Source organism: Exiguobacterium sp. E4787 (assembly GCF_018618375.1).
Taxonomy (GTDB): Bacteria; Bacillota; Bacilli; order Exiguobacteriales; family Exiguobacteriaceae; genus Exiguobacterium; species Exiguobacterium chiriqhucha.
The window spans coordinates 357,701-379,996 of the sequence record NZ_JACSLY010000002.1; the positions used below are offsets into that span (position 1 = coordinate 357,701).

The 22,296-nt window shown below is 51.4% G+C and carries 27 protein-coding genes; 7 read left to right on the forward strand and 20 right to left on the reverse strand.

All coding sequences use genetic code 11. From position 1 onward, the window contains the following. The first annotated feature begins 3 nt into the window (after nucleotides 1–3). A complete protein-coding gene (locus KNP80_RS04335) occupies nucleotides 4–291 on the forward strand; it encodes an FHA domain-containing protein (protein ID WP_029595769.1) in 288 nt (95 codons plus the stop codon). 20 nt (nucleotides 292–311) lie between these two features. Here the strand turns inward: KNP80_RS04335 and KNP80_RS04340 are convergent, their stop codons facing one another. Genes KNP80_RS04340 through KNP80_RS04355 form a run of 4 tightly spaced genes read right to left on the reverse strand, consistent with a single transcriptional unit; the run spans nucleotide 312 to nucleotide 2,159 of the window. Next, nucleotides 312–503 (reverse strand): hypothetical protein, encoded by a 192-nt coding sequence (locus tag KNP80_RS04340; protein ID WP_058763287.1) that lies wholly within the window; start codon nucleotides 501–503, stop codon nucleotides 312–314. Next, nucleotides 500–1,033 carry a hypothetical protein gene (locus KNP80_RS04345; protein WP_058763285.1) on the reverse strand — a complete coding sequence of 178 codons (534 nt, stop codon included), beginning with the start codon at nucleotides 1,031–1,033 and terminating at the stop codon, nucleotides 500–502. The genes KNP80_RS04340 and KNP80_RS04345 overlap by 4 nt, the downstream gene beginning before the upstream one ends. After that, nucleotides 1,030–1,614, reverse strand: coding sequence for a phosphatase PAP2 family protein (locus KNP80_RS04350; protein WP_214719514.1), 585 nt, complete (start codon nucleotides 1,612–1,614; stop codon nucleotides 1,030–1,032). Before KNP80_RS04350 ends, KNP80_RS04345 begins: the two co-directional genes overlap by 4 nt. Further along, entirely contained in the window at nucleotides 1,614–2,159 is a 546-nt protein-coding gene (locus KNP80_RS04355) for a phosphatidylglycerophosphatase A family protein (RefSeq protein ID WP_029595773.1), read from the reverse strand. Before KNP80_RS04355 ends, KNP80_RS04350 begins: the two co-directional genes overlap by 1 nt. A gap of 172 nt (nucleotides 2,160–2,331) precedes the next feature. Here KNP80_RS04355 and KNP80_RS04360 point away from each other — a divergent pair, with 172 nt between their 5' ends. Continuing rightward, the gene (locus KNP80_RS04360; RefSeq protein ID WP_214719515.1) at nucleotides 2,332–2,841 is read left to right on the forward strand and encodes a YjcG family protein; all 510 of its coding nucleotides are present in this window, start codon (nucleotides 2,332–2,334) and stop codon (nucleotides 2,839–2,841) included. A 2-nt stretch (nucleotides 2,842–2,843) separates the two neighbouring features. On the opposite strand, the gene KNP80_RS04365 is transcribed toward KNP80_RS04360, so the two are convergent. Together KNP80_RS04365 and fabI are read right to left on the reverse strand one after the other, a co-directional pair. Beyond that, the gene (locus KNP80_RS04365) at nucleotides 2,844–3,032 is read right to left on the reverse strand and encodes a hypothetical protein (RefSeq protein ID WP_021066964.1); all 189 of its coding nucleotides are present in this window, start codon (nucleotides 3,030–3,032) and stop codon (nucleotides 2,844–2,846) included. Nucleotides 3,033–3,116: 84 nt separating this feature from the next. Beyond that, on the reverse strand, nucleotides 3,117–3,890 hold the full coding sequence (fabI, locus tag KNP80_RS04370; protein ID WP_021066963.1) for an enoyl-ACP reductase FabI: 774 nt from the start codon (nucleotides 3,888–3,890) through the stop codon (nucleotides 3,117–3,119). 150 nt (nucleotides 3,891–4,040) lie between these two features. Between fabI and KNP80_RS04375 the strand changes: the two genes are divergently transcribed. Next, nucleotides 4,041–5,207, forward strand: coding sequence for an FtsW/RodA/SpoVE family cell cycle protein (locus tag KNP80_RS04375; RefSeq protein ID WP_021066962.1), 1,167 nt, complete (start codon nucleotides 4,041–4,043; stop codon nucleotides 5,205–5,207). A gap of 40 nt (nucleotides 5,208–5,247) precedes the next feature. On the opposite strand, the gene KNP80_RS04380 is transcribed toward KNP80_RS04375, so the two are convergent. The 3 genes from KNP80_RS04380 to yjbM are packed head-to-tail and all read right to left on the reverse strand — an operon-like array spanning nucleotide 5,248 to nucleotide 7,571. Then, nucleotides 5,248–6,114, reverse strand: coding sequence for an RluA family pseudouridine synthase (locus KNP80_RS04380; protein WP_214719516.1), 867 nt, complete (start codon nucleotides 6,112–6,114; stop codon nucleotides 5,248–5,250). Between the two features lie 3 nt (nucleotides 6,115–6,117). Next, complete coding sequence (locus KNP80_RS04385; protein WP_021066960.1) at nucleotides 6,118–6,915, reverse strand: NAD kinase; 798 nt, start codon at nucleotides 6,913–6,915, stop codon at nucleotides 6,118–6,120. A gap of 11 nt (nucleotides 6,916–6,926) precedes the next feature. Beyond that, a complete protein-coding gene (gene yjbM / locus KNP80_RS04390) occupies nucleotides 6,927–7,571 on the reverse strand; it encodes a GTP diphosphokinase (RefSeq protein WP_021066959.1) in 645 nt (214 codons plus the stop codon). A gap of 107 nt (nucleotides 7,572–7,678) precedes the next feature. Here yjbM and KNP80_RS04395 point away from each other — a divergent pair, with 107 nt between their 5' ends. Both KNP80_RS04395 and KNP80_RS04400 read left to right on the forward strand, forming a co-directional pair. Beyond that, the gene (locus KNP80_RS04395; RefSeq protein WP_214833748.1) at nucleotides 7,679–8,260 is read left to right on the forward strand and encodes a CYTH domain-containing protein; all 582 of its coding nucleotides are present in this window, start codon (nucleotides 7,679–7,681) and stop codon (nucleotides 8,258–8,260) included. Nucleotides 8,261–8,582: 322 nt separating this feature from the next. Further along, the gene (locus KNP80_RS04400) at nucleotides 8,583–9,119 is read left to right on the forward strand and encodes a DsbA family protein (protein ID WP_236355671.1); all 537 of its coding nucleotides are present in this window, start codon (nucleotides 8,583–8,585) and stop codon (nucleotides 9,117–9,119) included. Nucleotides 9,120–9,340: 221 nt separating this feature from the next. On the opposite strand, the gene pepF is transcribed toward KNP80_RS04400, so the two are convergent. Genes pepF through cls form a run of 3 tightly spaced genes read right to left on the reverse strand, consistent with a single transcriptional unit; the run spans nucleotide 9,341 to nucleotide 13,746 of the window. Continuing rightward, nucleotides 9,341–11,143: an oligoendopeptidase F gene (gene pepF, locus KNP80_RS04405; protein WP_214833751.1), complete on the reverse strand. Its 1,803-nt coding sequence runs from the start codon at nucleotides 11,141–11,143 to the stop codon at nucleotides 9,341–9,343. 17 nt (nucleotides 11,144–11,160) lie between these two features. Beyond that, on the reverse strand, nucleotides 11,161–12,222 hold the full coding sequence (locus tag KNP80_RS04410; protein WP_058763273.1) for a competence protein CoiA: 1,062 nt from the start codon (nucleotides 12,220–12,222) through the stop codon (nucleotides 11,161–11,163). Between the two features lie 12 nt (nucleotides 12,223–12,234). Further along, the gene (cls, locus tag KNP80_RS04415) at nucleotides 12,235–13,746 is read right to left on the reverse strand and encodes a cardiolipin synthase (RefSeq protein ID WP_029595781.1); all 1,512 of its coding nucleotides are present in this window, start codon (nucleotides 13,744–13,746) and stop codon (nucleotides 12,235–12,237) included. 81 nt (nucleotides 13,747–13,827) lie between these two features. Between cls and KNP80_RS04420 the strand changes: the two genes are divergently transcribed. Continuing rightward, the gene (locus KNP80_RS04420) at nucleotides 13,828–14,502 is read left to right on the forward strand and encodes an SDR family NAD(P)-dependent oxidoreductase (protein WP_214833754.1); all 675 of its coding nucleotides are present in this window, start codon (nucleotides 13,828–13,830) and stop codon (nucleotides 14,500–14,502) included. A 37-nt stretch (nucleotides 14,503–14,539) separates the two neighbouring features. Here KNP80_RS04420 and KNP80_RS04425 read toward each other — a convergent pair whose 3' ends face one another. The 4 genes from KNP80_RS04425 to KNP80_RS04440 form a co-directional block, all read right to left on the reverse strand. Continuing rightward, nucleotides 14,540–15,772: a DUF2254 domain-containing protein gene (locus KNP80_RS04425; protein ID WP_214833757.1), complete on the reverse strand. Its 1,233-nt coding sequence runs from the start codon at nucleotides 15,770–15,772 to the stop codon at nucleotides 14,540–14,542. Between the two features lie 66 nt (nucleotides 15,773–15,838). Further along, nucleotides 15,839–16,492: an adaptor protein MecA gene (gene mecA, locus KNP80_RS04430; RefSeq protein WP_029595784.1), complete on the reverse strand. Its 654-nt coding sequence runs from the start codon at nucleotides 16,490–16,492 to the stop codon at nucleotides 15,839–15,841. Nucleotides 16,493–16,672: 180 nt separating this feature from the next. After that, nucleotides 16,673–17,071: a transcriptional regulator SpxA gene (gene spxA, locus KNP80_RS04435; RefSeq protein WP_015881217.1), complete on the reverse strand. Its 399-nt coding sequence runs from the start codon at nucleotides 17,069–17,071 to the stop codon at nucleotides 16,673–16,675. A 179-nt stretch (nucleotides 17,072–17,250) separates the two neighbouring features. Continuing rightward, on the reverse strand, nucleotides 17,251–17,388 hold the full coding sequence (locus tag KNP80_RS04440; protein ID WP_198922699.1) for a hypothetical protein: 138 nt from the start codon (nucleotides 17,386–17,388) through the stop codon (nucleotides 17,251–17,253). A 220-nt stretch (nucleotides 17,389–17,608) separates the two neighbouring features. Between KNP80_RS04440 and KNP80_RS04445 the strand changes: the two genes are divergently transcribed. Beyond that, nucleotides 17,609–18,142 (forward strand): HD domain-containing protein, encoded by a 534-nt coding sequence (locus tag KNP80_RS04445; RefSeq protein WP_214833760.1) that lies wholly within the window; start codon nucleotides 17,609–17,611, stop codon nucleotides 18,140–18,142. A gap of 70 nt (nucleotides 18,143–18,212) precedes the next feature. Here the strand turns inward: KNP80_RS04445 and KNP80_RS04450 are convergent, their stop codons facing one another. Genes KNP80_RS04450 through opp3b form a run of 4 tightly spaced genes read right to left on the reverse strand, consistent with a single transcriptional unit; the run spans nucleotide 18,213 to nucleotide 22,212 of the window. Next, the gene (locus KNP80_RS04450; protein WP_214833763.1) at nucleotides 18,213–19,163 is read right to left on the reverse strand and encodes an ABC transporter ATP-binding protein; all 951 of its coding nucleotides are present in this window, start codon (nucleotides 19,161–19,163) and stop codon (nucleotides 18,213–18,215) included. After that, nucleotides 19,163–20,236: an ABC transporter ATP-binding protein gene (locus KNP80_RS04455; RefSeq protein WP_214833766.1), complete on the reverse strand. Its 1,074-nt coding sequence runs from the start codon at nucleotides 20,234–20,236 to the stop codon at nucleotides 19,163–19,165. The genes KNP80_RS04450 and KNP80_RS04455 overlap by 1 nt, the downstream gene beginning before the upstream one ends. Nucleotides 20,237–20,260: 24 nt before the next feature. Beyond that, nucleotides 20,261–21,286, reverse strand: coding sequence for an oligopeptide ABC transporter permease (gene opp3C, locus KNP80_RS04460; protein WP_285801580.1), 1,026 nt, complete (start codon nucleotides 21,284–21,286; stop codon nucleotides 20,261–20,263). Further along, nucleotides 21,286–22,212: an oligopeptide ABC transporter permease gene (opp3b, locus tag KNP80_RS04465; protein WP_214798926.1), complete on the reverse strand. Its 927-nt coding sequence runs from the start codon at nucleotides 22,210–22,212 to the stop codon at nucleotides 21,286–21,288. Before opp3b ends, opp3C begins: the two co-directional genes overlap by 1 nt. Between the last annotated feature and the right edge of the window lie 84 nt (nucleotides 22,213–22,296).

The following is a 22,296-nucleotide window of genomic DNA, read 5'->3' on the forward strand; positions in this document are numbered from 1 at the left end:
GAGATGGAACAACTGAAAGTACAGGGAATGTCTTCGTTCACCAAGTTTGCGACGAATGGAAAAATGCTGAAACTAAAAGATGCAGTAGCCGGCGAGCAACGGATTTCGCTTCAAGAAGCGACCGATATTCAAGTCTCAATGCTCGACGAGGACCATTCGCGCTTCACTATATTCGGTCAGTCACACCCACTTGTCGAACTGACCCTTCCTCACCATTCTTGTGAAGTGTTACATGCCTGGTTATTACACAAGTTAAAACGACAAAAAATCAAATTGGCTTCTAACGCCTAAACGAACAAAGCGCGTTCCTCTTATGAGGACGCGCTTTGTTCGTTTTTCCGATAAATCGTCACGCCGCCGTGTTTCGCTTCACCGACGACTTCAAATAGCCAGCCCTTGTCGACCAAGAGCGAACGGACCGTCAAAAAGTCGTCTTTCGGGACGATGAGTTCGTCGACCGTCCCGTCGAGAAGTTCTTGAATTTTTGGTTCCCACTCGTTCATTTCACTTCATCCCTCTCCGTCTGTTGTCGGTTTGCCCAGGCGAACAATCGTTCACTCGTCTGCATCACATTTTCCGGTACGAACACATCTTCCGGCACCTGAGGATGCGACGCGACCGGCTCATCGATGGCGAGCACGACCGTTTCACCGAGTGCCCGTTCCACATAATCGGCTACAAACGCGAGCCGTTCACCGTACGTTTTTGGCGCAGCGTCGTCGAGGGCGACCGCATAGGCCGCATCCACTTCGTTGTCCTTTAATAAGACTCGGCCCGAATCGAGGATGGCGAACGGCGGGACCGCGTCGACATGAAACACTTCATAGGCTCGATACGCCGTCTCATCGCACGATAAGAGCGGCACGAAGCGGCGTTGTCCCGTCCACTTCTTGAGTTGGAACAACGTTCGCATCGCCGTGAATGACTTGGCCCCGGACGCATCTTTTTCGACCAAAATCGTCGGGGCGTCGGCCGCGTCCGCTCGAGTTTGGTCCATGAACAACCATGTTTCGACTTGTGAGACTAAAATCAATTTCGTTTCCTCCTTATTACTTCTGACCCTGCCACGATGACGAGCGCGACGAGCCACCCGCCGATGACGTCACTAAAATAGTGGACGTTCAAGATGACCCGGCTGAGCGAGACGGCCAACACCATCGCGACAAGCAAGCCGAACCCGATCAAGTTTTCATTGCGGCGGTACATCAAGATCGCCAGCATACCGTACAAGGCGAGTGATCCAGAGGCGTGACCGCTCGGGAAGCTATATGTCGTCGCGTCGAGCGCGGCATCGATTGACGGTCGGTCAACCCCGAACACGAGCTTCAACACTTGTGTCACGAGAAGCGTGGCAATGACGACAATCGGCAAACGGAACGCCTCAAAGCGGTTCCCTCGCCATAAGAAATAGAGCATGCCAATAAAGGATAGACCAATCAACACTTTCACACTGCCGAGCTCGGTCACATAAACGAACAATGGTCCAGCGAGCGGTTCAAGCAAAGCCGTGACGAAGCGGTCGACCGGTACAACCCAACCTAAAACGACGACCACCGAGAAGAGAATGAATCCAATCGTCCCGGTGATCGCCAGCTCTTGTGAGCGAGAAGTCATCAATACAACCCTTTCCGTTCCCGCATCTCGTCTTCGCCGAAGTCGGTCATGTCACGCAGACGGTGCGCCAACCGACCTGAGGCGTTCGCCGCGATGGCACCGACGAGGTCATCCATGAACGTATGGACTTGGCCGTCGTCCATTTTCGTGTCGAGCTGTTTGATGATCCCGATTTTCGCTTTGTCTAAGTATCCGAACGTCGTCACGGCAATCGAACCATATGTGTTGACGGCCCCGATCGCAATCGTCTCATCGACACCGAACAAACCTTCATCCGACGCCACGATCGACAAGAGCGGCTCCGACAATTGCCCGCGCTCGGCGAGCATGTCGAGTTCCGACCCGACGAGAATCGCGTGTTGGAGCTCGCGTTTATCTAACACGGCCTCGACCGAGTCCATGCAGTCTTTCAATGACAAGTGTGGCGAATACGGTGCTTGCATTTGATAGACGATTTCGGCGATCGATTCGATCGATACGCCTCGTTCAATCAAGCGAGCCCGTGCCGCGTCGCGTACATCGCGTGAGTGTGGTACATGTTTCATCATAGATGCGGGAACAATCCCGCTACACATCCTTTCATCTCGAGAAGAGCTTCTTGAAGTACTCAATGTCTATTATACTGAAAACTCGAAAAAAAGACTAAGCCCGCTTTGACTTCATTCAATAAATCGGTCATCATAAAAAAGTAGACCACTTTATAAAGGGGGAACTGGAATGAAGATTGGGGTAGTCTTATTTCCATCAAAACAAGTTCAAGACTTCGCCAACTCGTATCGGAAGCGATACGACACGAAGTATGCGTTGATCTCACCTCACGTGACGATCAAGGAACGCACTGAAATCGACGAGGCCGATTTGCCGAAAGTGCTCGAGTATCTCCAGCTAGTCGCAGACTCGACCAAACCGGTTCAATTGAAAATCGACGGGGTCCGCTCGTTCGCACCGACGAACAACGTCCTCTACTTAAAAGTATTGCCGACGCGCGAACTGTCGGCGCTTCACGACAAACTGCACGACGGTCTGCTCAAGCAGCCTCCGAAATACGAGTTTCTGCCGCATATCACCATCGGTCAAGACTTGACCGATGCCGAACTGTTCGACGTGCTCGAACGGATGCGAATGGAACAAGTGCATTTCGAGGAGACGATCAATCGCATGGCCGTCATGTATGAGCTCGAAAACGAAACATGGAACGTCTATGAGACGTTCCGGTTCCGCGGATAAGATTACACGCTCCGGTCGACGAAACGACCGGGGCTGTTTTGTTGTTCGGCTTCTAACCATTCTTCTTGACGGGGCCGGATTCGTTGGACACGTTGAATGCGTGTGACCGGCTCGATGTTCGCCCGTTCTGTTGGTTGAACTTGGCGATTTCCATATTGGACGACTGTGAAATCAATCTGATAAGGACCCATGATCCAACCTCCTTCACAAGTCCTTACCCGAAATTCTTCCCCGATAATACAAAAAAGAGCGTATCGCTACGCCCTTTCCCATCTTTATAAAATGTGATAACCGCTATCGACGTGGATGACTTCCCCTGTCACGCCGCTGCCCATGCTCGACAAGAGGAACAGGCCGGTCGAGGCCACTTCTTCTACCGAGACGTTGCGACGCAATGGCGCTTTTTGCTCGAGTTCAGACAAGATGCTGTTAAAGTCGCCGACTCCTTTAGCCGACAACGTCCGAATCGGGCCGGCCGAGATCGCATTGACGCGGACGCCGTGTGGGCCGTACTCGTTCGCCAAATATTTGACGCTCGAGTCGAGCGCCGCCTTGGCGACACCCATCAAGTTATAGTTCGGGACGACGCGCTCGCCGCCGAGATATGTGAGCGTGATGACCGATGCGTCTTCTGCGAAGTACGGTTTGGCCGCTTTGACGACAGCCGTTAAGCTGTATGCCGAAATATCGAGCGCTTGCGCGAACTGGCCGCGTGTCATCTCTGAGAATTCACCGCGGAGCGCTTCTTTGTCTGCGAATGCGATCGAGTGTGCAATCCCTTGAATCGGGCCTGCTTGTTCATGAATCGCCCGGAACGTCGTGTCGATGGCTTCGTCGTTCGTGACGTCACACTCTAACAGCAAGGCTTCTCCGTTCAAGTCGGCTGCAAGCGACTCGAGTCCTGACTTGAAGCGTTCGCCCGCATATGTGAGCACGAGCTTCGCGCCTGCTGCGTCGAGCGTCTTCGCGATTCCCCAAGCGATCGAGCGTTTATTGGCGATTCCCATGACGACATACGTCTTATTCGTTAACGTTGGATAGATTGACATCGTAAACTCCCCTTTTTTAGTACCTGGTGATAATATCTGTTATCAGATTACAGAATGGTGTCTGTTTTGTCAACTAGCGCGTAACGTATTGCGATTTTTTTAACTTACGGTAAGATAAAATACGTAGAGAAAGGGTGAGACGACTTCATCATGAACCGCATTCAATCTTATTTTAAAAGTTTAGACACAACACTTTTGACAATCGTCTTTTTCTTGATGATCATCAGTTTAGGTGCCATCTATACGGCCCAACCGATGTTGCCGACGCGATTGCAACATATTAATTTCGCATTTGACCAAGGAATCCGCTACATCATTGGGTTCTTCGCCATGTTCGCCATCATGACCATCGAATATGAACAGTTGCGAAAAATACACTGGTATTTGTATGGCTTCGGGTTATTGCTACTAGCCGGTTTGATTCCGCTACGAGATACGACCCTCGTTCCGAACATTAACGGGGCGTACGGCTGGTATAACGTACCGGGCTTCAGTTTCCAGCCAGCCGAATTCATGAAGCTGTTCTTACTTATTTCCATGGCGACAATCGTCTATGACCATAATAAACGCTACGGTTCGTCCCAACAGGACACATGGCTATTAATGAAATTGGTGCTCCTCGCCATTCCGCCTCTCGCGCTGATTGTGACGCAACCAGACTTAGGCACAGGGCTCGTGTTGATCACGATGCTCGGAGCGATTATCATCGTGTCTGGTATCGGGTGGAAGTGGTTGCTCGGATTGTTCAGCGCCGCTGCCTTAACGATTGGTGGCTTCATGTATTTGTTCTTCTCGCATTTCGAGTTGTTACAAAGTTTCGTGCCAGGCCACGCCTTGAATCGATTCCAAGCTTGGATTTACCCGTATGAGTATTCCGATGACCTGGCGTTCCAGTTAATTAAATCGCTTCAAGCGATTGGATCTGGTCAAATGTTCGGGGCCGGCTATGGACAAGGGCTCGTCTATCTTCCTGAGTCGCAAACCGACTTCATCTTCGCCGTCATCGCCGAGCATTATGGCTTTATCGGAGCAGCGATTGTGATTATCGTTTTCTTCTTGTTCTTGTACCGAATGATCCATATCGCCCTCGAAGCGAGCAGTCCGTTCGGAAGCTACATCGTCACGGCCGTCATCGCCATGTTCACGTTCCAAATTTTCCAAAACATCGGGATGACGATCGGCGTCCTCCCGATCACCGGTCTGACGTTACCGTTCATCAGTTATGGTGGGACCGGGATCATCATGAACATGATCGCCATCGGGCTCGTCATGAACGTCGCCTCTAAATCAAAAACGTATATGTTCGACGACGACTAAACAATAGTCCCGCACTCATCCGAGTGCGGGACTATTGTTGTTACAGGATGAATTGGAAATCAGCCGGGTCAGCGGCTTGGATGATCAGCTTCTCGCCGGTCAATGGATGATGAAACGCCGCCGAAGCGCTATGGAGCGCATGACGGTCGAGAACAGTCTTGCCACCGTACATCGTATCCCCGAGCAACGGATGGCCGATATGGCGCAGATGGACCCGGATTTGATGCGTCCGACCGGTCTCAAGGGCAATCGATAGTGCCGTATATGCGCCATGCGGCTCCACTTCGAGAATATGTGTGACAGCATGCTGTCCGTCCGCTGTCACGATTCGCTCCATAATCGAATCGGGGGCGCGGCCGATTGGGGCATCGATCGTCTGTGGTTCAAGCGGCCCTTCGACTAACGCGAGATACGTCCGCGACAAGCCGCCAGTCTGTTGCAACTCGCTAAAGCGATGATGCACGTATGCATATTTTGCGAACAGGACGACCCCGCTTGTGTCACGGTCGAGCCGGTTGATGACGTGAATCGCCGACTGCAATCCAATCTGTTCATAATAGCCGAGCACGGCGTTGGCGAGTGTATCATCCGGATGGAGCCGGGACGGGATTGTCGCAATGCCTGCCGGTTTGTCGACCGCGAGCAAATAGTCATCCTCAAATAGGATCGTGAGCGGCCGCTTGGAACGGAACATCGTCTCGGCGGGCTGTTCGACCGGGAAGTGGACGGTCACTGCCTCCCCTGCTCGGATGTCATAGCGGACGGTGCGAGGCTTGCCATCGACGAGGATGAGGCCACCTTGTTTGATTTGGGTCAACATCTTTCGTGAGATGCCACAGTCTGTCATTAAAAAGTCGCGCAACGGGACGGTTGTCTCCGCGACGCGACGCAATGTAAATCCGTACATCGGTTACTTCCCTTCTTCAATGAACGATTCGCGGACCCGTCGCCAAAATGGGAACGGCCGGAACCGGGCAAACGTCACTTTTTCTTTCGCGACCGCACAGCGGATGGAGCGCACGTTCGACCACGACAACGCTTCTTGATGATCGAACGCGAGTTCAAACTCGGTTTTCGTGTGCGGAGCAATCTTCACTTGATGATGTTTCGGCAATAAGAGCGGTGACCCGATCGTGCGGTACACCAAGTTGTTAATCGACGCCATCTCCGTCACTTGAATTGCCTCGATGGACGGATGCACGATGGCCCCGCCGAGCGCTTTGTTATAGGCCGTCGACCCGGACGGCGTCGAGATACACAACCCGTCGCCCCGGAACGTCTCGAAGTAATCATCGCGAATCGATAAGTCACAGACGAGTGTGCGCTTATAGTTTTTAATCGTACATTCGTTCATGGCGAGCTGTCGATCGGTCGTCCCATCCTCGTAATCGATGAGTACCTCGACAAGCGGGTATGAAACCGGTTCGAACGACTCGCTTGTAATCATCTCCGTCAACTCATCGAGTTCATCCGGTTGCCAGTCGGCGTAAAATCCGAGATGGCCTGTGTGGATGCCGACGAGCAACGTCTGATCGAGCCGGTCGATATACTCGTGGAACGCCTGCAGCATCGTCCCGTCGCCTCCGACTGAGACGACAATGCGTGGCTCTTTCGAAACCGAATGCCCCGCTTCGGTCAATTTATTCGTCAACTCTTGCGCGATGTCAGCCGACCGCGCGTCTCCCCGTGCTACAATCGCAAACTGCATGCCGTGGCCCCCTAGTCTTGGTCCGTCTGGACGTTCATTTCTTTATCCCGGAACACTTGCTGTGCATCTTGAATCTCGACGCGAAGCTGGCTCATCTCGGCATCCAGCAAGAACGCCGCCTCGGCCGCTCGCCGCAGACGCTCTTGAACTTCGAGCGGCATATCCCCGTCGTATTTATAGTTAAGCGAATGCTCGATTGTTGCCCAGAAGTTCATCGCGAGCGTCCGTACTTGGACCTCGACGAGTGTCGGGAACTCGCCATGAATCGTTTGCACCGGGTACTCGAGAATCAAATGGTACGAGCGATAGCCCGATTCCTTTTGGTTCGTGATATAGTTACGTTCCTCGACGATCTTAAAGTCGGTCCGATGATGGAGCAGTTCGAGGACGTGGACGATATCGTCCACGAATTGGCACATGATGCGGAGTCCGGCGATATCTTGCATCTCCGTCGACAATTTATCATAAGGAATTTGCTTTCGCTTCGCCTTCTCGAGGATGCTGCCGACCGGTTTCACTCTTCCGGTGACAAACTCGATGGGAGAATGGTCATTTTGAGATTTATATTGCTTTCGAATCGCCTTGAATTTCACTTTCAGTTCATCGACCGCGATTTGATACGGCACTAAATATTGATCCCAATCCATGGATTGCATATGCTGTCACCACTTTCGTTCGTATCGGAAAGCCCTGCTTTTTCCGTATGTATCCGATTGTATGGTATCATAAACCAACAATTGTTCATAGAATGGAGCGATGATTTATGACCCAAGAAGTGGAAATTGAATTTAAATCGATGTTGACAAAAGACGAGTACGAAATGTTGCTCGCCGCCTACGATTTGACAGACGAAGTGAAATGGCAAGCCAACGACTACTTTGACACGCCGACGTTCGAACTGAAGAAACATGGTGCCGCCCTTCGCATCCGTGAGAAAAAGAACGGCCAAGTGCTGACACTGAAGCAGCCGCATGAAGTCGGCTTGCTCGAGACGCACGCCGCCATCAACGAAGAGGAAGCCGAGAACTTGTTCAAATACGGCATCATCCACGATGATCAAATGACGGCAGCACTCGCCCCGTTCAACTTGTCTGGACCGCTCGAACACCTCGGCCGTCTCGAGACGAAACGGGCCGAAATCGCGACGCCGGACGGCCTGCTCGTCCTTGATGAAAGTCATTATTTGGAGATTCACGACTATGAAATAGAATTTGAAGTGACCGACGAGGCGAAAGGGAAAATCGCGTTCGAACAGCTCCTTCGCGAGCATGGCATTCCTCTTCGTCCCGCTAAAAATAAAATCGTTCGATTCATGGAAGAAAAGGTGCGTCGAAATCAAGGTTGAGCAGATACGTTGCCAACCTTTTTTTTTCGTTGCTACAATGAGCATACGATATATTTGATTTTTGTTTACGAGAGGAGGCGACACAATGGAACTAGAACAATGTAATGAGTCATCCTGTTCACTGGAAGAATCTCCCATCCATGCAACCTATAAACCATTAGAGTTATTCTATTTCATGGACATTTCTGATCCAGATGGACTTCATGTGATGACGCTCATTAAAAAGCTCGAACTTGAATACGGGCATTTGATTCGTTTCCGTATGGTTTCGACGGTTCCTAGTTGTGTTGGCGGATGTCAAGAAGAGGTTCGCCTTCTCACGATGATTAAGGCTATGGAGTTACAAGGGAAACGTCATGCGATGCGCTTCTTACGCCATCTGCATATTAACGATATCTTTTTGAAGGATGGCTCTAGCGACAGCGACTTGTGGGAAATTGCCCGCTCGTTCGTCGATTACGGGCTCGACATCGAGGAGTTGGCGGCCGATATCCAATCCAATCAACTGCTCAGCGCTCTAGCTGTTGACCATGAGATCTTAAAAGATTGGGAAATTGAGTCACTTCCTGCTTTGACGTTCGTCACGCGTGACGAAGCACTCAAAATCGAAGGATTGTACCCGTATGACGTCTATCAGGCCGTCATGGCCGAACTGCTCGGTTACGTCCCAACCCGGGAGTCCGAGTGGAACGTCGAGAAAGTATTGGGGCGCTACGATGCCTCGACCATCACCGAGCTCGCCTTCATCTTGGAGCTCGAGAAGCCGGTCATCGAGAGAGAACTGAAAAAACTGTCACTCCAGCAACGGTGCCGACCTGTCCCAGGTTGCAGCGGACAAGCTTGGGCGACGAATAAATGACACAACAAAACCCACGGCCGGGGAGCCGTGGGTTTTTTGCGATGTTCTCCGCGGGGACGGAAAACATCACGACCCGAGTATCTATACAGATCACAGGTTGGGAGAAAGTTTACGGTCAATAAAGGGGTTTGTGATTGATTTCACACTTATAATATACCGAGACGGGCGCCACGTGACAAGCATTTTGTTCATATTGTCACATAATGTTCACGCCATACTTCTTATTGAAATAATAACGTCTCCATTTCGTCGAGGACAGCCTCGAACTGATCGAGTGCTGCGAGCACCGGCGCTTTCGTCGTCATATCGACGCCGGCCGCCTTCAATACTTCAATCGGATAGTCGCTCGAACCGGCCTTCAAGAACTTGTCGATGTAACGACGGACAGCTGGTTCGCCTTCTTCCATGATCTGTTGCGACAACGCGGCCGATGCTGAGATCCCTGTCGCGTACTGATAGACGTAGTAATTGTAATAGAAGTGCGGGATACGGGCCCATTCAAACGCAATCTCACCATCGATAACGAGTTCGTCTCCGAAGTATCGCTTGTTGAGCTCGAGATACGTCTCATTCAAATACTCAGGTGTGAGCGAGACGCCTTCTTGGGCCGCTTTATGAATCATGTGCTCGAACTCGGCGAACATCGTCTGACGGAACAGTGTGCCCCGGAACGTTTCGAGCTGATTGTTCAACAGATAGAGCCGCTCCTGGCGGTCCGTGCGCGTCTTCAACAAATAATCGTTCAAGAGCGCCTCGTTCGTCGTCGAAGCCACTTCGGCCACGAAAATCGAATAGTCCCCGTACGGATACGGCTGCGTCGCCCGCGTATAATGGCTATGGACCGAATGGCCGAACTCATGGGCGAGCGTGAACAAGTTGTTGACGTTGTCCTGCCAGTTCATCAAGATGAACGGTTGCGTGTCGTACGCGCCTGATGAATAGGCGCCACTCCGCTTGCCACGTGTCTCACGAACGTCGACCCAACGTGAAGCAAGTCCGTCTTTGACGATTTGGACGTACTCGTCTCCGAGCGGCGCGAGCCCCTCGACCATCAAGTCTTTCGCTTCGTCATACGGAATTTTCATGTCCACGTCTTTGACGAGCGGCGTATACAAGTCGTACATATGCAACTCGTCCACACCAAGTGCCCGTTTCCGGAGCGCGACATAACGGTGCAACAAGTCGAGACGTTCGTTCACCGCCTCTACGAGCCCGTCGTATACGGATTCTGGGATGGCATTATGGTGAAGCGCCGCTTGGCGGGCGCTCTCGAACTTGCGGACCGTCGCATAGAAGTTGTCTTTTTTCACGCTACCCGACAACGTCGAGGCGAACGTGTTCAAATATTGCTCGTACGTCCCGTACATCGCCTTGAATGCGCCTTCGCGGACACTGCGGTCACTTGATTCGAGGAACGTGATATAGCGGCCATGTGTCAATTCGACGTCTTCGCCTTTCTCGTTCTTCACTTTCGGGAACTTCAAGTCGGCGTTGTTAAGCATGCCGAACGTCGAGCTCGACTGCCCGAGGACGTCACCGGCTTGGGCGAGAATCGCCTCTTCCGCTTCCGTCAACACGTGCGGACGTTCTTGTGCCAACTCGTCGAACGCGTGGCGATAGACGTTGAGTGACTCGTGCTCACTCATGAACGCCTCGATTTGGCTTTCGTCGATGGCGAGCAGCTCTGGCGTCATGAACGCGAGCTGAGCCGAGATTTGGGCAGCGAGCGAACCGGCACGGTCGTTCAGTGCCTGATAATGGCTGTTCGACGTATCCTCGTCGTAGCGCATATGGGCGTATGTATACAGCTTATGCAATTGACGCGAAATGTCGTCGCGTAGTTGCAGACCTGCGAATAAAGAAGCCGCGGATTCTCCGAGTTTCCCTTTGAACTCGATCAAGGCCGGTACGCTTGCTTTTAGCGCCTCAAAATCTTGTTCCCAAGCTTGATCGTCTGCATAAATCGTCTCTAAGTTCCACGTCTCCTCGACGGGTACTTGTTGTCGTGTAAGTACTTCTGACATATGTCCACTTCCTTTTCTTAGTTTGTATACGATTTCGCCATGAATCGCTGAAACCCTTGAAAGTATCGAAAATCGTGAAGCAACGCCGTGTCTAACGTCTTAGGCACGTGCCAATCGCGCACCGCCTCCGTCACGTCGAATACGTTCAACAGCTGTCTCCATTGTACTTCAAACGCTTGCAGAAAGTCGCTTGTCGGGGTCACGTCGAACTGGCGGCACGTCTTCTCGATGCTCCAATTGACGGAGTCTCCGGGGCAATCCCGTCGATTCAAGTAGAGCACCGTCTGGAACATGAACGGATGGACATGGACCCCCCACAGTGACGGCAACGGCAAATAACAGTAGCTCGGTAACAACGAGGGCAACATCCCGAGCGGATACAATCGATTCAAGATGAGCCGGCGATACTGTGGCGTCGGATAAGGTGGCGTCATCCGCCTCCGCCGAATGACTTGGGTCCAACGATGGGCATCGAAGCCATAATATGCCGCGAACGGCGAGACATCGAACGAGGTCGCGACCTGCCATTGCCCGACGCCCGCTCGGATGGAGACCGGAAAGCCGACGAAGCGGTATAACGCCTGTCCGGTCGGGACGACCAGGCTATGTCGTCGCGCCAGTTCGGCCCGCATCCACGGTTTGAACGTCGTCACACCCCCGGGCTGCAGCCCGCTCGCCAGCCAGACGACGTCAAGTCCATTGTCGCGATAATGTCTCGTCCGGTCGACGTAAGACTCGATTGAGAGCGTGGACGCCTGGATTTCGACGACGAGCCGAGTATCGTCGCGTACTGCCACCAAATCGGCACGACGTGCGCCGATGACGACTTCTTGCTCGACTTCATACCCTTGCCCTTGAAGCCATTGCCGCACTCCCCATTTGTCTTCATGGTGTCCGGTCGACTCGCCGCATCCGCAAGGATTGACATGGGCGAAATGGAGACGCCGTTTCACACCTTGCCTGACGATGACCCGTTCCCCGCATTCTGGGCACGAAAAAGGGGCAAACGGCTCAATCCGCCCCCGACTCAACGTAAGGGCATCCACATACCCTCCAGTTCGACCGATGGCAAATCGCATTCCGCTTCCCCCTCATAATAGTGGTGAAAACATTCGGGCCAATGATTCGACGAGTTTGATGAAGTAGGATCGTTCCGAGAACGCCCGAATCTCCAACTCGTGTGACCCTTCAAAGTCTTTATACAAATCTTGTTTGAGCTGATGGACGGAGTTCGTGTTATACAAGAGCGCGTTCACCTCGAAATTGAGGTGGAAACTTCTGAAGTCCATATTCGCCGTTCCGATTGTCGCCAACCCATCGTCGACGACGATGACTTTCGAGTGCATGAACCCTTCCTCATACAAGTAAATCTTGACCCCGGCGCTGAGTAGCTCCTCAAAATATGAGCGGCTCGCATAAAAGACGATTTTATGGTCCGGATAGCTCGGAAGCACGATACGGACATCGATGCCTGATAACGAAGCGGTCTTGAGCGCGCTCATGATGTCCTCGTCTGGAATCAAGTACGGGGACGAGATGTATACCGACTTCTTCGCCGCATTGATCAGCGCGAAATAAATCGATTTCATCGTCTCGTACGGCTCATCCGGTCCGCTCGCCACAATCTGTACGCCGCCGCTCGCACTTCGCACCGTCTCGAGCGGCTCGAGATAGAACGGCGTGAATAGACGCTCACCCGTCATGTAGTACCAGTCCTGCAAGAAGATGAGCTGGAGTTCCGACACCCCTTCCCCTCTGACGTATAGATGCGTGTCACGCCAAAAACCGAACTTCGAATGCTCGCCCAAATATTCATCTCCGACATTCAACCCGCCTGTGAACGCCTCTGTTCCATCGATGACGACGATTTTCCGATGGTTCCGATAGTTCGTCTTACTCGAAACGAGCGGCAGGACGACCGGGAAGAACGCTTTGACATGGACGCCTGCTTGGCGCATCTCGTCAAAGAACGTCCCGCTCGTATGAATCGAGCCGACCGCGTCATATAGAAAGCGCACCTCGACCCCGGCCTTCGCCTTCTGAATCAAAATCCGTTGAATTTCCCGAGAAATACGATCTTCCCGGAAAATATAATATTCGAGATGGATGTGGCGGGTCGCCCCTTTCAAAGCGGGCAACAACTTCGAGAACTTCTGTTGTCCGTTCGTCAGCACTTGCGTATACGTGTTCGACGAAACGGGTAATTGATTCAGAGACGACGTCAAATGGAGCAACTTCTCATAATCGTCATGGGAGAACATGAGCGACGGCGACAACGTCATCGCCTTCTGTCGATAAGCGAGGTACGTCTCTTCGTCCAACATGGCCTTCTCTTTGAACATGCGCTTCCGGCGATAGTTCTGTCCGAACACAAAATAGGCGAACAGCCCGACGACCGGGAAGCCGAGCATGACGATGGCCCAAATGAGCGTCCGCTGCGGATTTCGATTCTCGAGCAGGATGACGAGCAGGATGCTGAACGTCGTCAAAAAGACGAGCACCGAGAACAACCCGATCACTTGCGAGCTCCAGTAATACGATAATACGGCAATGAGACCTGCGAGCAAAATCAGGGATAAAAGTACTTGTATGCGTCGCAACATATTATAAACTGACCTCGTTTCTATCTTGTATTATCATAATTATACAACTTAACACCATCTTTTGAGGGGAGCGAACAAAATATGGGCACATTTTTGGTTACAGGAGCGACGAGCGGGATTGGACGGGCCGTCGCCCTTCGTTTGGCTGAGGACGGACATGACGTCATCGGCATCGGCCGCGACGAGACACGAGGTGCCGCACTCGAAGACGCCTCACCACGCATCACTTTCCTTACATGTGATTTAGCCGAATCCGAGCAAGTTGAAGCATTGATGGACCGCTTGAGCGAGGACAAGGTCGTCCTCAACGGATTATTCAACAACGCCGCGACGTTCGGTCGTCCCGGGACACCGGAGCGGTTGCCGACGACCGCGTTCGACGACGTGTTCGAACTGAACGTACTGGCGACGAATCGCATCATCCAACGCGCCATCCCCCTGTTGGTGACAGGAGGGAGCGTCGTCAATAACGCCGCCTCGAAAGCGGCCGTCATCGCCTTGACGAAGACGTTCGCCCATCGGATGAAAGGTAAAGTACGTTTCAATGCGGTCTGTTTCGGTCCGGTCGACACGCCGCTCAGTCATAAACTGTACGGTGGTGAGGCCAAATTCCAAGAGGCGATGACCCATCATTTCCGGGGACATGCCGCCAAGCCGGAAGAAGTCGCACCGGTCGTCACGTTCCTGTTGAGCGGCGCGTCAAGCTATATTAACGGACAAGCCATCACGGTGGATGGTGGCTATACGCTCTCATAAGCAGCAAAAGGGAGGGGTCACTCGAGACCCCTCCCTTTCACGTCTGTACTTTTCGGGCACGCATCATCTGATTCGTCAGAAACGCGCGTTCTCGCGGATGCAACTCTTCAACATCGAGCGACTCCTCAAAATAGTCGATGAACGCCTCGAACGTCTCTTCGTGTGAGGCATGCGCTTCTAACCGGGCGATGCGGATTGCCTCGAACACGGACGCCATCACAAAGATGTCATGGCTCGCATACGTCTTAATCGGAGCAAGCGCCTCGAACAACGTCGCCTCCATCGGCTTCCGTTTGGCGTGCCAGTCACTTTTGCCATTGGAAAATAAGAAATCCCCTTCAGGTAATCGGCTCAGTTCCCGCAAAATGTCCCCGATGTAATGAATGGCGTGAATCGCCGTATTCGGATCGTTAATCCCGGGCGAGATACCTTTTAACGCGATCTCGCTCAACTTCTCGATAACGAAGGCCGGATCTTGAATCGAGGAGCGAATCTCCCCGATTTGGAACACGTCAATCTCGAGCGCTTCTTCCCCGAGCCAATAGCCGAGCAAGTCCCCTTTCGCCACGAAATCCCCGACAGCCACGACCGACTCAAAATCGACGTCATGACTCTCGTGTTTCTCGCTTGCGAACAGTTGAATGTAGCCGGTGCGCGGGGCATAGATGGCGTGACCCTCGAACGTATGGACCGAACGCTTAGGAACGATATGCTTCTTGCCGTCGTCGACCGCTTGTTGCTGTGTCTCAATGACGGACAACGCCTCGCGATGCAAGGCTGACAAGAGACGTTCGGCTTGAATCGAGACGCTGATTGTTTGGATGAACTTGACGAACGCCCAGACGGAACTGACGACGAGCAGCACGCTGACGCCCGAGGCGAGGACGACGTCCTCATCTGACGTCCGAATTAAAAATAAGTTCGTGATGCCGTACACGGTCGTCATGATGAACAAGCCGAGCGTATGCTTCGACGCCGAATTCGTCAAAAAGTTGTTGATCGTCCGCGGCGAAAACTGGGACGAGTACGTCGTCAAGACGACGAGAATCGTTGAAAAACTGAACGTCATCATCGTCATCAAACTCGTGAAGGACGATGATAAAACCGTCGCCGCCGAATCCTTATCTAAATAGACGATTTTGGGCAATAGTTCCCGAAAGAAACTTCCAAAGTATTGGGTAAGGAACGTCAAGGCAATCCCCCCGACCCCATACAAGAACGGGACGAACCAGGCACTATCGGCCAACATCAACTGCAAACGTTTCAACATCACGACACCTCGTTTATGTATTAGTTAGAAAAAAATCGCCTGTCCATATGAACAGGCGATTGGGGTTTAGAAATAGTGACGGACTTTGGCGAAGACGTCCCCATCGAGAATGAGCTTGCCGTATTCTTCGAGCATCGCTAACGTCTGCGTGCTGAACGTCAAGTACTCGGCCAAGAGGCTCAATACGTTCTCTTCTTCCTCTGGTTCCATCTCTTCCGGGAAATCGATCCACAAGTAATACTTTTGATCGTAATGGAACAGTTTGAGGTCGATGTTACTTAACGTCTCTCCCGCCCGTTTGCTGAGCGAGATGATGGCCTCAAAGTCGTCCGTTTCCATGGCGAGCGGAGCCCACGCCTCCTGCTCGGTTTCTTCATCGAGTTCACTCAATTGGTCGAGCACCGATTGTTGATCGCGTGCCTCATCGATCGCCGAGCGCAGGAGTGATCCGAGCTCAGAATCGTCTTCGGCGTCAATCACGTTTTTCGCAATCGTCACGGTCACTTCAAGTCCTTTTTCAAAAGCTTGTACTTGTATCCATAGTGGACCATCAAACGAGATATCTTCTCGTTCGTGCGCTTCGTCCATCATCTGCCAGAACAGCTGCTCACCACGTTCTCGGTTATACCAGATTTCATCACGAGCGAAACCACGTTTTTCGATATCGACATACGTAATGAAAAATTTGACGGTATTATCATTGATGCGCTCAATTTTCACGATTGTCCACTCCCTTCTCACCTCACTCCTACTTCAACAATTAAGGAGGAGAGGGGAAATTGTCTTGTTATCATAGTACCCTTTTTTTAACGTGTCAATCTATTGATGATGGGGTTGTTACTATTATTTTATCGGAAAAACGGAATAATAAAAAGCACACTGCTTAGACAGTATGCTTCCTCACTCGTTGACGAGTCGTTGCGCTTCTTGAAGTTGGAACGTGCGGACCTTGCGCGGCAAGAATCGACGAATCTCATCTTCGTTATACCCGACTTGAAGACGTTTTTCATCAATCAAGATTGGACGGCGAAGTAGTCCTGGATACTCTTGAATCAAATCGTACAGTTGTTGAAGCGAAAGCGCATCGACCGATACGTCGATTTTAGAGAAAACTTTAGACCGGGTCGAGATGATTTCATCCGTCCCGTCCTCTGTCATACGTAAAATTTGTTTGATCTCATTGAGTGAGAGTGGTTCTGAAAATATATTTCGTTCCGTAAATGGGATATCATGCTCTTCAAGCCAAGCCCGTGCTTTTCGGCACGATGTGCAGCTCGGAGACGTGTAAAGTGTGACCATTTTCGTTCCTCCCTGATCAAATGTTCGTTCATCTTTTTCAAGTGACTCTATTTGTATACCCAAAAAATCGTTCACTTAATTATAATAATTCTTATGAATTGAAACTTCAATGATATTCTTTCTCATTCAAGTAAGAAAAGAGGACGCATTCTCGAGAATGCGACCCTTGATCGACCGTTCTAGGACGCCGGCATCCGAGAAACCGGTTGTGATACCGTCTCTTTGCCTGGCTTCACTTGTAAGTCTTTCAATTTTTTCTTGAGGACTTCCTTCAGAAGTTTCTTTTTCTGTTCCAAAACTTTATTTCGTTCTTTCATGGTCTCTCACCCCCAACGTCAAAAGGACCGGACCGACCGTTACTGAATCTGAAAATCTTGAACTTGCACTAATCTACAATTAAATTATAGCACATTCTTATGAAAATAGTTGAACAATCTCCAAATTTCTCATCATTTCACACGTTCCAAATTTGCTTTTTATATCCGATTCCCGTATAGTTAATAGAAATATCCTTTGAAATCACCAAGGAGGAGAGCGATGATGAGAATTACATTAGAGACGATTATGCAGCACCCGGTCACCCAAAAATACTTGACCCGTTCTGGCTTGAAACACGCCGTTGATGTGTGTGAACGCGCTCTCGAATTGGCGACGCGACGAGGGCTCGATACGGATTTGGCGACGAAAGCCGCCCTACTCCATGACATCGGTCATTATGAATGGTACACCGAAGGGAAATGGAATTATGATTTGTATCGTCAAAACGATATCCATGCCATTAAAGGCGCCGAACGCGCCCACAAGCTGTTGATTCGTCTCGGTGAAGACCCAGCCCGCGCCAAAGAAATCTCGGTCATGATTTTGCTTCACACCGACTCCTACTTGCCGCCCAACCGGATTCAACGGACGCCGCTCCAACAGCTCGTTCACGATGCGGACACGTACGTCGAACAACCTGGCGGACTGCACCACTATGAGACGATGGACATCGAAAACGCCCTGGCCCGTGTCCGCTTGATTGACGCGGTCGTCGACCGGCTCTCGAACTTGCCACGTATCTCAAACGCCTGACACCGTCCTCGTAGACGGTGTTTTTTGTACGAAAAAAGTCCCGCATCCGGTTGAAGGCGGGACTTTCGATTTAAACGAGTTGTGCTTTGTACGCTTCGTACTCTTCGTCTGTCAATGAGACGTAGTGGCCTGGTTCGACTTCGCGGAGTGGCGGGATGCTTGAATCCTCATCCGAACGTCCGACGGCACCGAGTGACTTCGACTCATACACGATCCGCTTACGTGTCCGCTCATGCTCTGGATCCGGAAGTGGGATCGCCGAGAGGAGTGACTTCGTATAGGCGTGGAGCGGGTTCTCATACAAGCGCGCTGCAGGAGCGAGCTCGACGAGGTGACCTTGATACATAACGCCGATCCGGTCCGAGATATACTTGACCATCGACAAGTCGTGGGCGATGAACAAGTACGTGAGATCACGGTCGCGTTGCAATTCTTTCATCAAGTTGACGACCTGGGCTTGAATCGATACGTCGAGAGCTGAAATCGGCTCATCGGCGATGATGAAGTCTGGTTCGACCGCGAGAGCGCGGGCAATCCCGATCCGCTGACGCTGACCGCCCGAGAATTCGTGCGGGTAACGGCTCGCGTGCTCTTTCGTAAGACCAACCGTCTCGAGAAGGTCATAGACGCGGTTCATCCGGTCTTCTTTCGTTTTGGCAAGTCCGTGGATATCGATGCCTTCGGCGATGATATCCGCGACAGTCATCCGCGGGTTGAGGGATGCGTATGGGTCTTGGAAGATCATTTGCATCGCGCGGTTGAACTTCAACTTTTCAGCGTTGCTCTTCTTGCCGTGGACGTTCTCACCTTTGAAGATGACGTCGCCGTCTGTCGCATCGTAAAGTCCGATGATGGTACGACCTGTCGTCGATTTCCCACATCCAGACTCCCCTACGAGTCCGAGCACTTCACCTTTATAAATATCGAACGAGATGCCGTCGACAGCTTTGACGACGCGGCCTCGGCCAATTTTAAAGTGCTGCTTCAGGTCTTTTACTTCGAGTAATTTCTCGCGTTCCATTATTCAGCACCACCTTTCAAAATCGATTTCGCGAACGCGCTGTCCGGACGATACTTGAGCGCGAGCTCACGAATCGCCTTCGGCGGGCTCACTTGCGGGGCTTGTGGGTGCAATAACCAGCTCGCCGCATAGTGCGTGTCGCTAATTTGGAACATCGGTGGTTCTTTTTCAAAGTCGATTTTCATCGCATACGGGTTACGTGGTGCGAAGGCATCGCCTTTCGGTGGGTTGAGCAAGTTTGGCGGTGTACCCGGGATGGCCGGGAGCGCCTCGTTCGGGTCATCGGTCGGACGCGGCATCGATCCGAGCAAGCCCCATGCGTATGGATGACGTGGCTCGTAGAAGATTTCGTCGACCGTCCCTTTCTCAACGATTTTACCAGCGTACATGACGGCGACGCGGTCTGCCATGTTCGCAACGACACCGAGGTCGTGCGTGATGAAGATGATCGCTGTGCCCGTCTTTTGCTGGATGTCTTTCAAGAGCTCTAAAATCTGAGCTTGAATCGTTACGTCGAGGGCCGTCGTCGGCTCATCGGCGATTAACACTTTCGGGTTACATGCGAGCGCGATCGCGATAACGATCCGCTGACGCATCCCACCTGAAAGTTGGTGCGGGTATTGCTTGAGGCGTGCCTCTGGGTTTGGAATCCCAACGAGTGTGAGCAATTCAAGCGTACGCTTCTTCGCATCCTCACCCGTGAGTCCTTGGTGTTGCTTCAAACCTTCGGCAATCTGTTTGTAAATCGTCATCGTCGGGTTGAGCGATGTCATCGGATCTTGGAAGATCATCGCGATATCGCGCCCACGAATTTTAAGCATTTCTTTTTCCGACAACTTCGCCAAGTCTTTTCCTTCGAACAAGATTTCTCCGTTCGTGATTTCACCTGGCGGGTTCGGAATGAGACGCATAATCGCTTTCGATGTGACGGATTTACCAGAACCCGATTCCCCAACGATGGCGAGCGTCTCGCCTTTTTTCAAATCAAACGATACGTTGCGAACGGCTTGTACCGTTCCAGCATACGTATGGAACGAGACCGCTAAGTCTCGGACAGATAAAATCGTTTCCATGCACGAGTCCCCCTGTTTCTATAATTATTTACGCATTTTCGGGTCGAACGCATCACGCAAGCCATCGGCGAGCAAGTTGAAGCTGACCATGAGCAAGACGATGATGACTGACGGGATGACGAGCAAGTACGGGAATGTCCGTAATTCTTTGTATCCGTCGTTAATCAACGTACCAAGTGATGCTTGTGGCGGTTGAAGTCCGATCCCGATGAAACTAAGGAATGCCTCGAAGAAGATGGCAGCTGGAATCGTGAACATAAGTGTGATGATGATGGCGCCGAGCGTGTTCGGAATCAAGTGTTTGAAAATCAAACGAGTACTTGAGGCACCGAGCGTACGGGCAGCCAAGACGAACTCTTGGTTTTTCAATTTCAAAATCTGACCGCGGACGAGTCGACTCATCCCGATCCAGCCGGTGATGGTCATCGCCAAGATGATGGTGAAGACACCTGGGTCAAAGATCAAGATGAACAAGATAATCAAAATCAAGTTCGGAACACCAGTCAAAATCTCAACGATCCGCTGCATGATGTTATCCGTACGGCCTCCGAAGTAAGCCGAGATACCACCATAGGCGACACCGATAACCGTATCGACGATTGCGGCCATTAAACCGATGAAGAGTGAGATACGTGTACCTTCCCAAACACGTGACCAAAGATCACGGCCGAGGTAGTCCGTACCGAACCAGTAGTTCTCTTCGACGTTCTTTTGTTCATAGAAGTCGATTTCACGGCCACCGAGGTTAGCCATCCCGTCGAACCCTGCCCACTCTAGTCCTGTGACTTTAGGTGGAAGTTTCGCTTGCGAGATGTTTTGCGTATAAGCATCACGACCAGACAGCATCGGGCCGAATAGAGCGAGCAAGACAAGAATGACGATAATCGATAACGACAAGATGGCTGCTTTGTTTTTCTTTAAGCGCATCCATGCATCTTGCCAGAAGTTCAAGCTTTTACCGGAAATACGTTCAGCGAGCTGTTCGTTCATCTCGACACGTTGGAACATGTCTTGGTCGAACTGCTCGAAATTCTTTTTGTTTTCAATCATCAGTTATTCCCCCCAAGACGAATACGTGGGTCAACGACTCCGTAGAGCAAGTCGACTAGTAGAATGATAATAATGAACAGGCCAGAGAAGAAGAGCGTCGTGCCCATGATGACCGAGTAATCATTCAACGTAATAGATGTGACGAACAATTCACCGAGTCCAGGTACCGCAAAGATTTTTTCGATGACGAACGTACCAGTCAATAGACCGGCCGTCATTGGTCCAAGGATTGTGATTGCTGGAATCATCGCGTTACGCACCATGTGCTTCCAAACGATGGCATTCCCGGTCAACCCTTTCGCTTTCGCGAGCGTGACGTAATCTTGTCCGGTAACTTCTAGCATCTCGGTCCGGACGAAACGGGCAATCGATGCCGTGACCCCGAGCGAGAGCGAGATGGTCGGTAAAATCGTATGCGCCGGAGAATCCCAGAATGCAACAGGGAGCAATTGCAACTTAACCCCAACATAGTACTGAAGAAGGGCCGCAAAGACGAATGATGGGACAGAAATCCCGATTACCGATACGAACATTGAACCATAGTCAATGTATGTGTTATGACGAATGGCTGCCACGATTCCGAGCAACAATCCGACAAACGTCCCAAGCACAAGGGCTTGAATCCCTAATTGAGCTGAAGGTCCGATTCGTTCCATAATCAATTCCGTCACTGGCCGGTTGGCCGTACGGAACGATACACCAAGGTCCCCTTGCACAAGGTTTCCTAAGTATGTTGCATAACGAACTGGAAGCGGATCATTGAGTCCGTAGCGGTCGTTCAAGAGTTGAATTTGTGTCTCCGTCAGCTTCTCCTGGTTTTGGTACGGCGAACCTGGAAGCAGGTCCATCAGGAAAAACGTGAACGTCGCAATCAAGAAGAACGTGATGAGGCCGTAAGTCAGCCGCTGAAGAATATAACGTCCCATAAATAAATACCCCCTGTTTTTCTAATGTGTCTATGCTTGCACCAACAGCGTCACTATGACATATTGCCCTTTTCTCGAATTCAC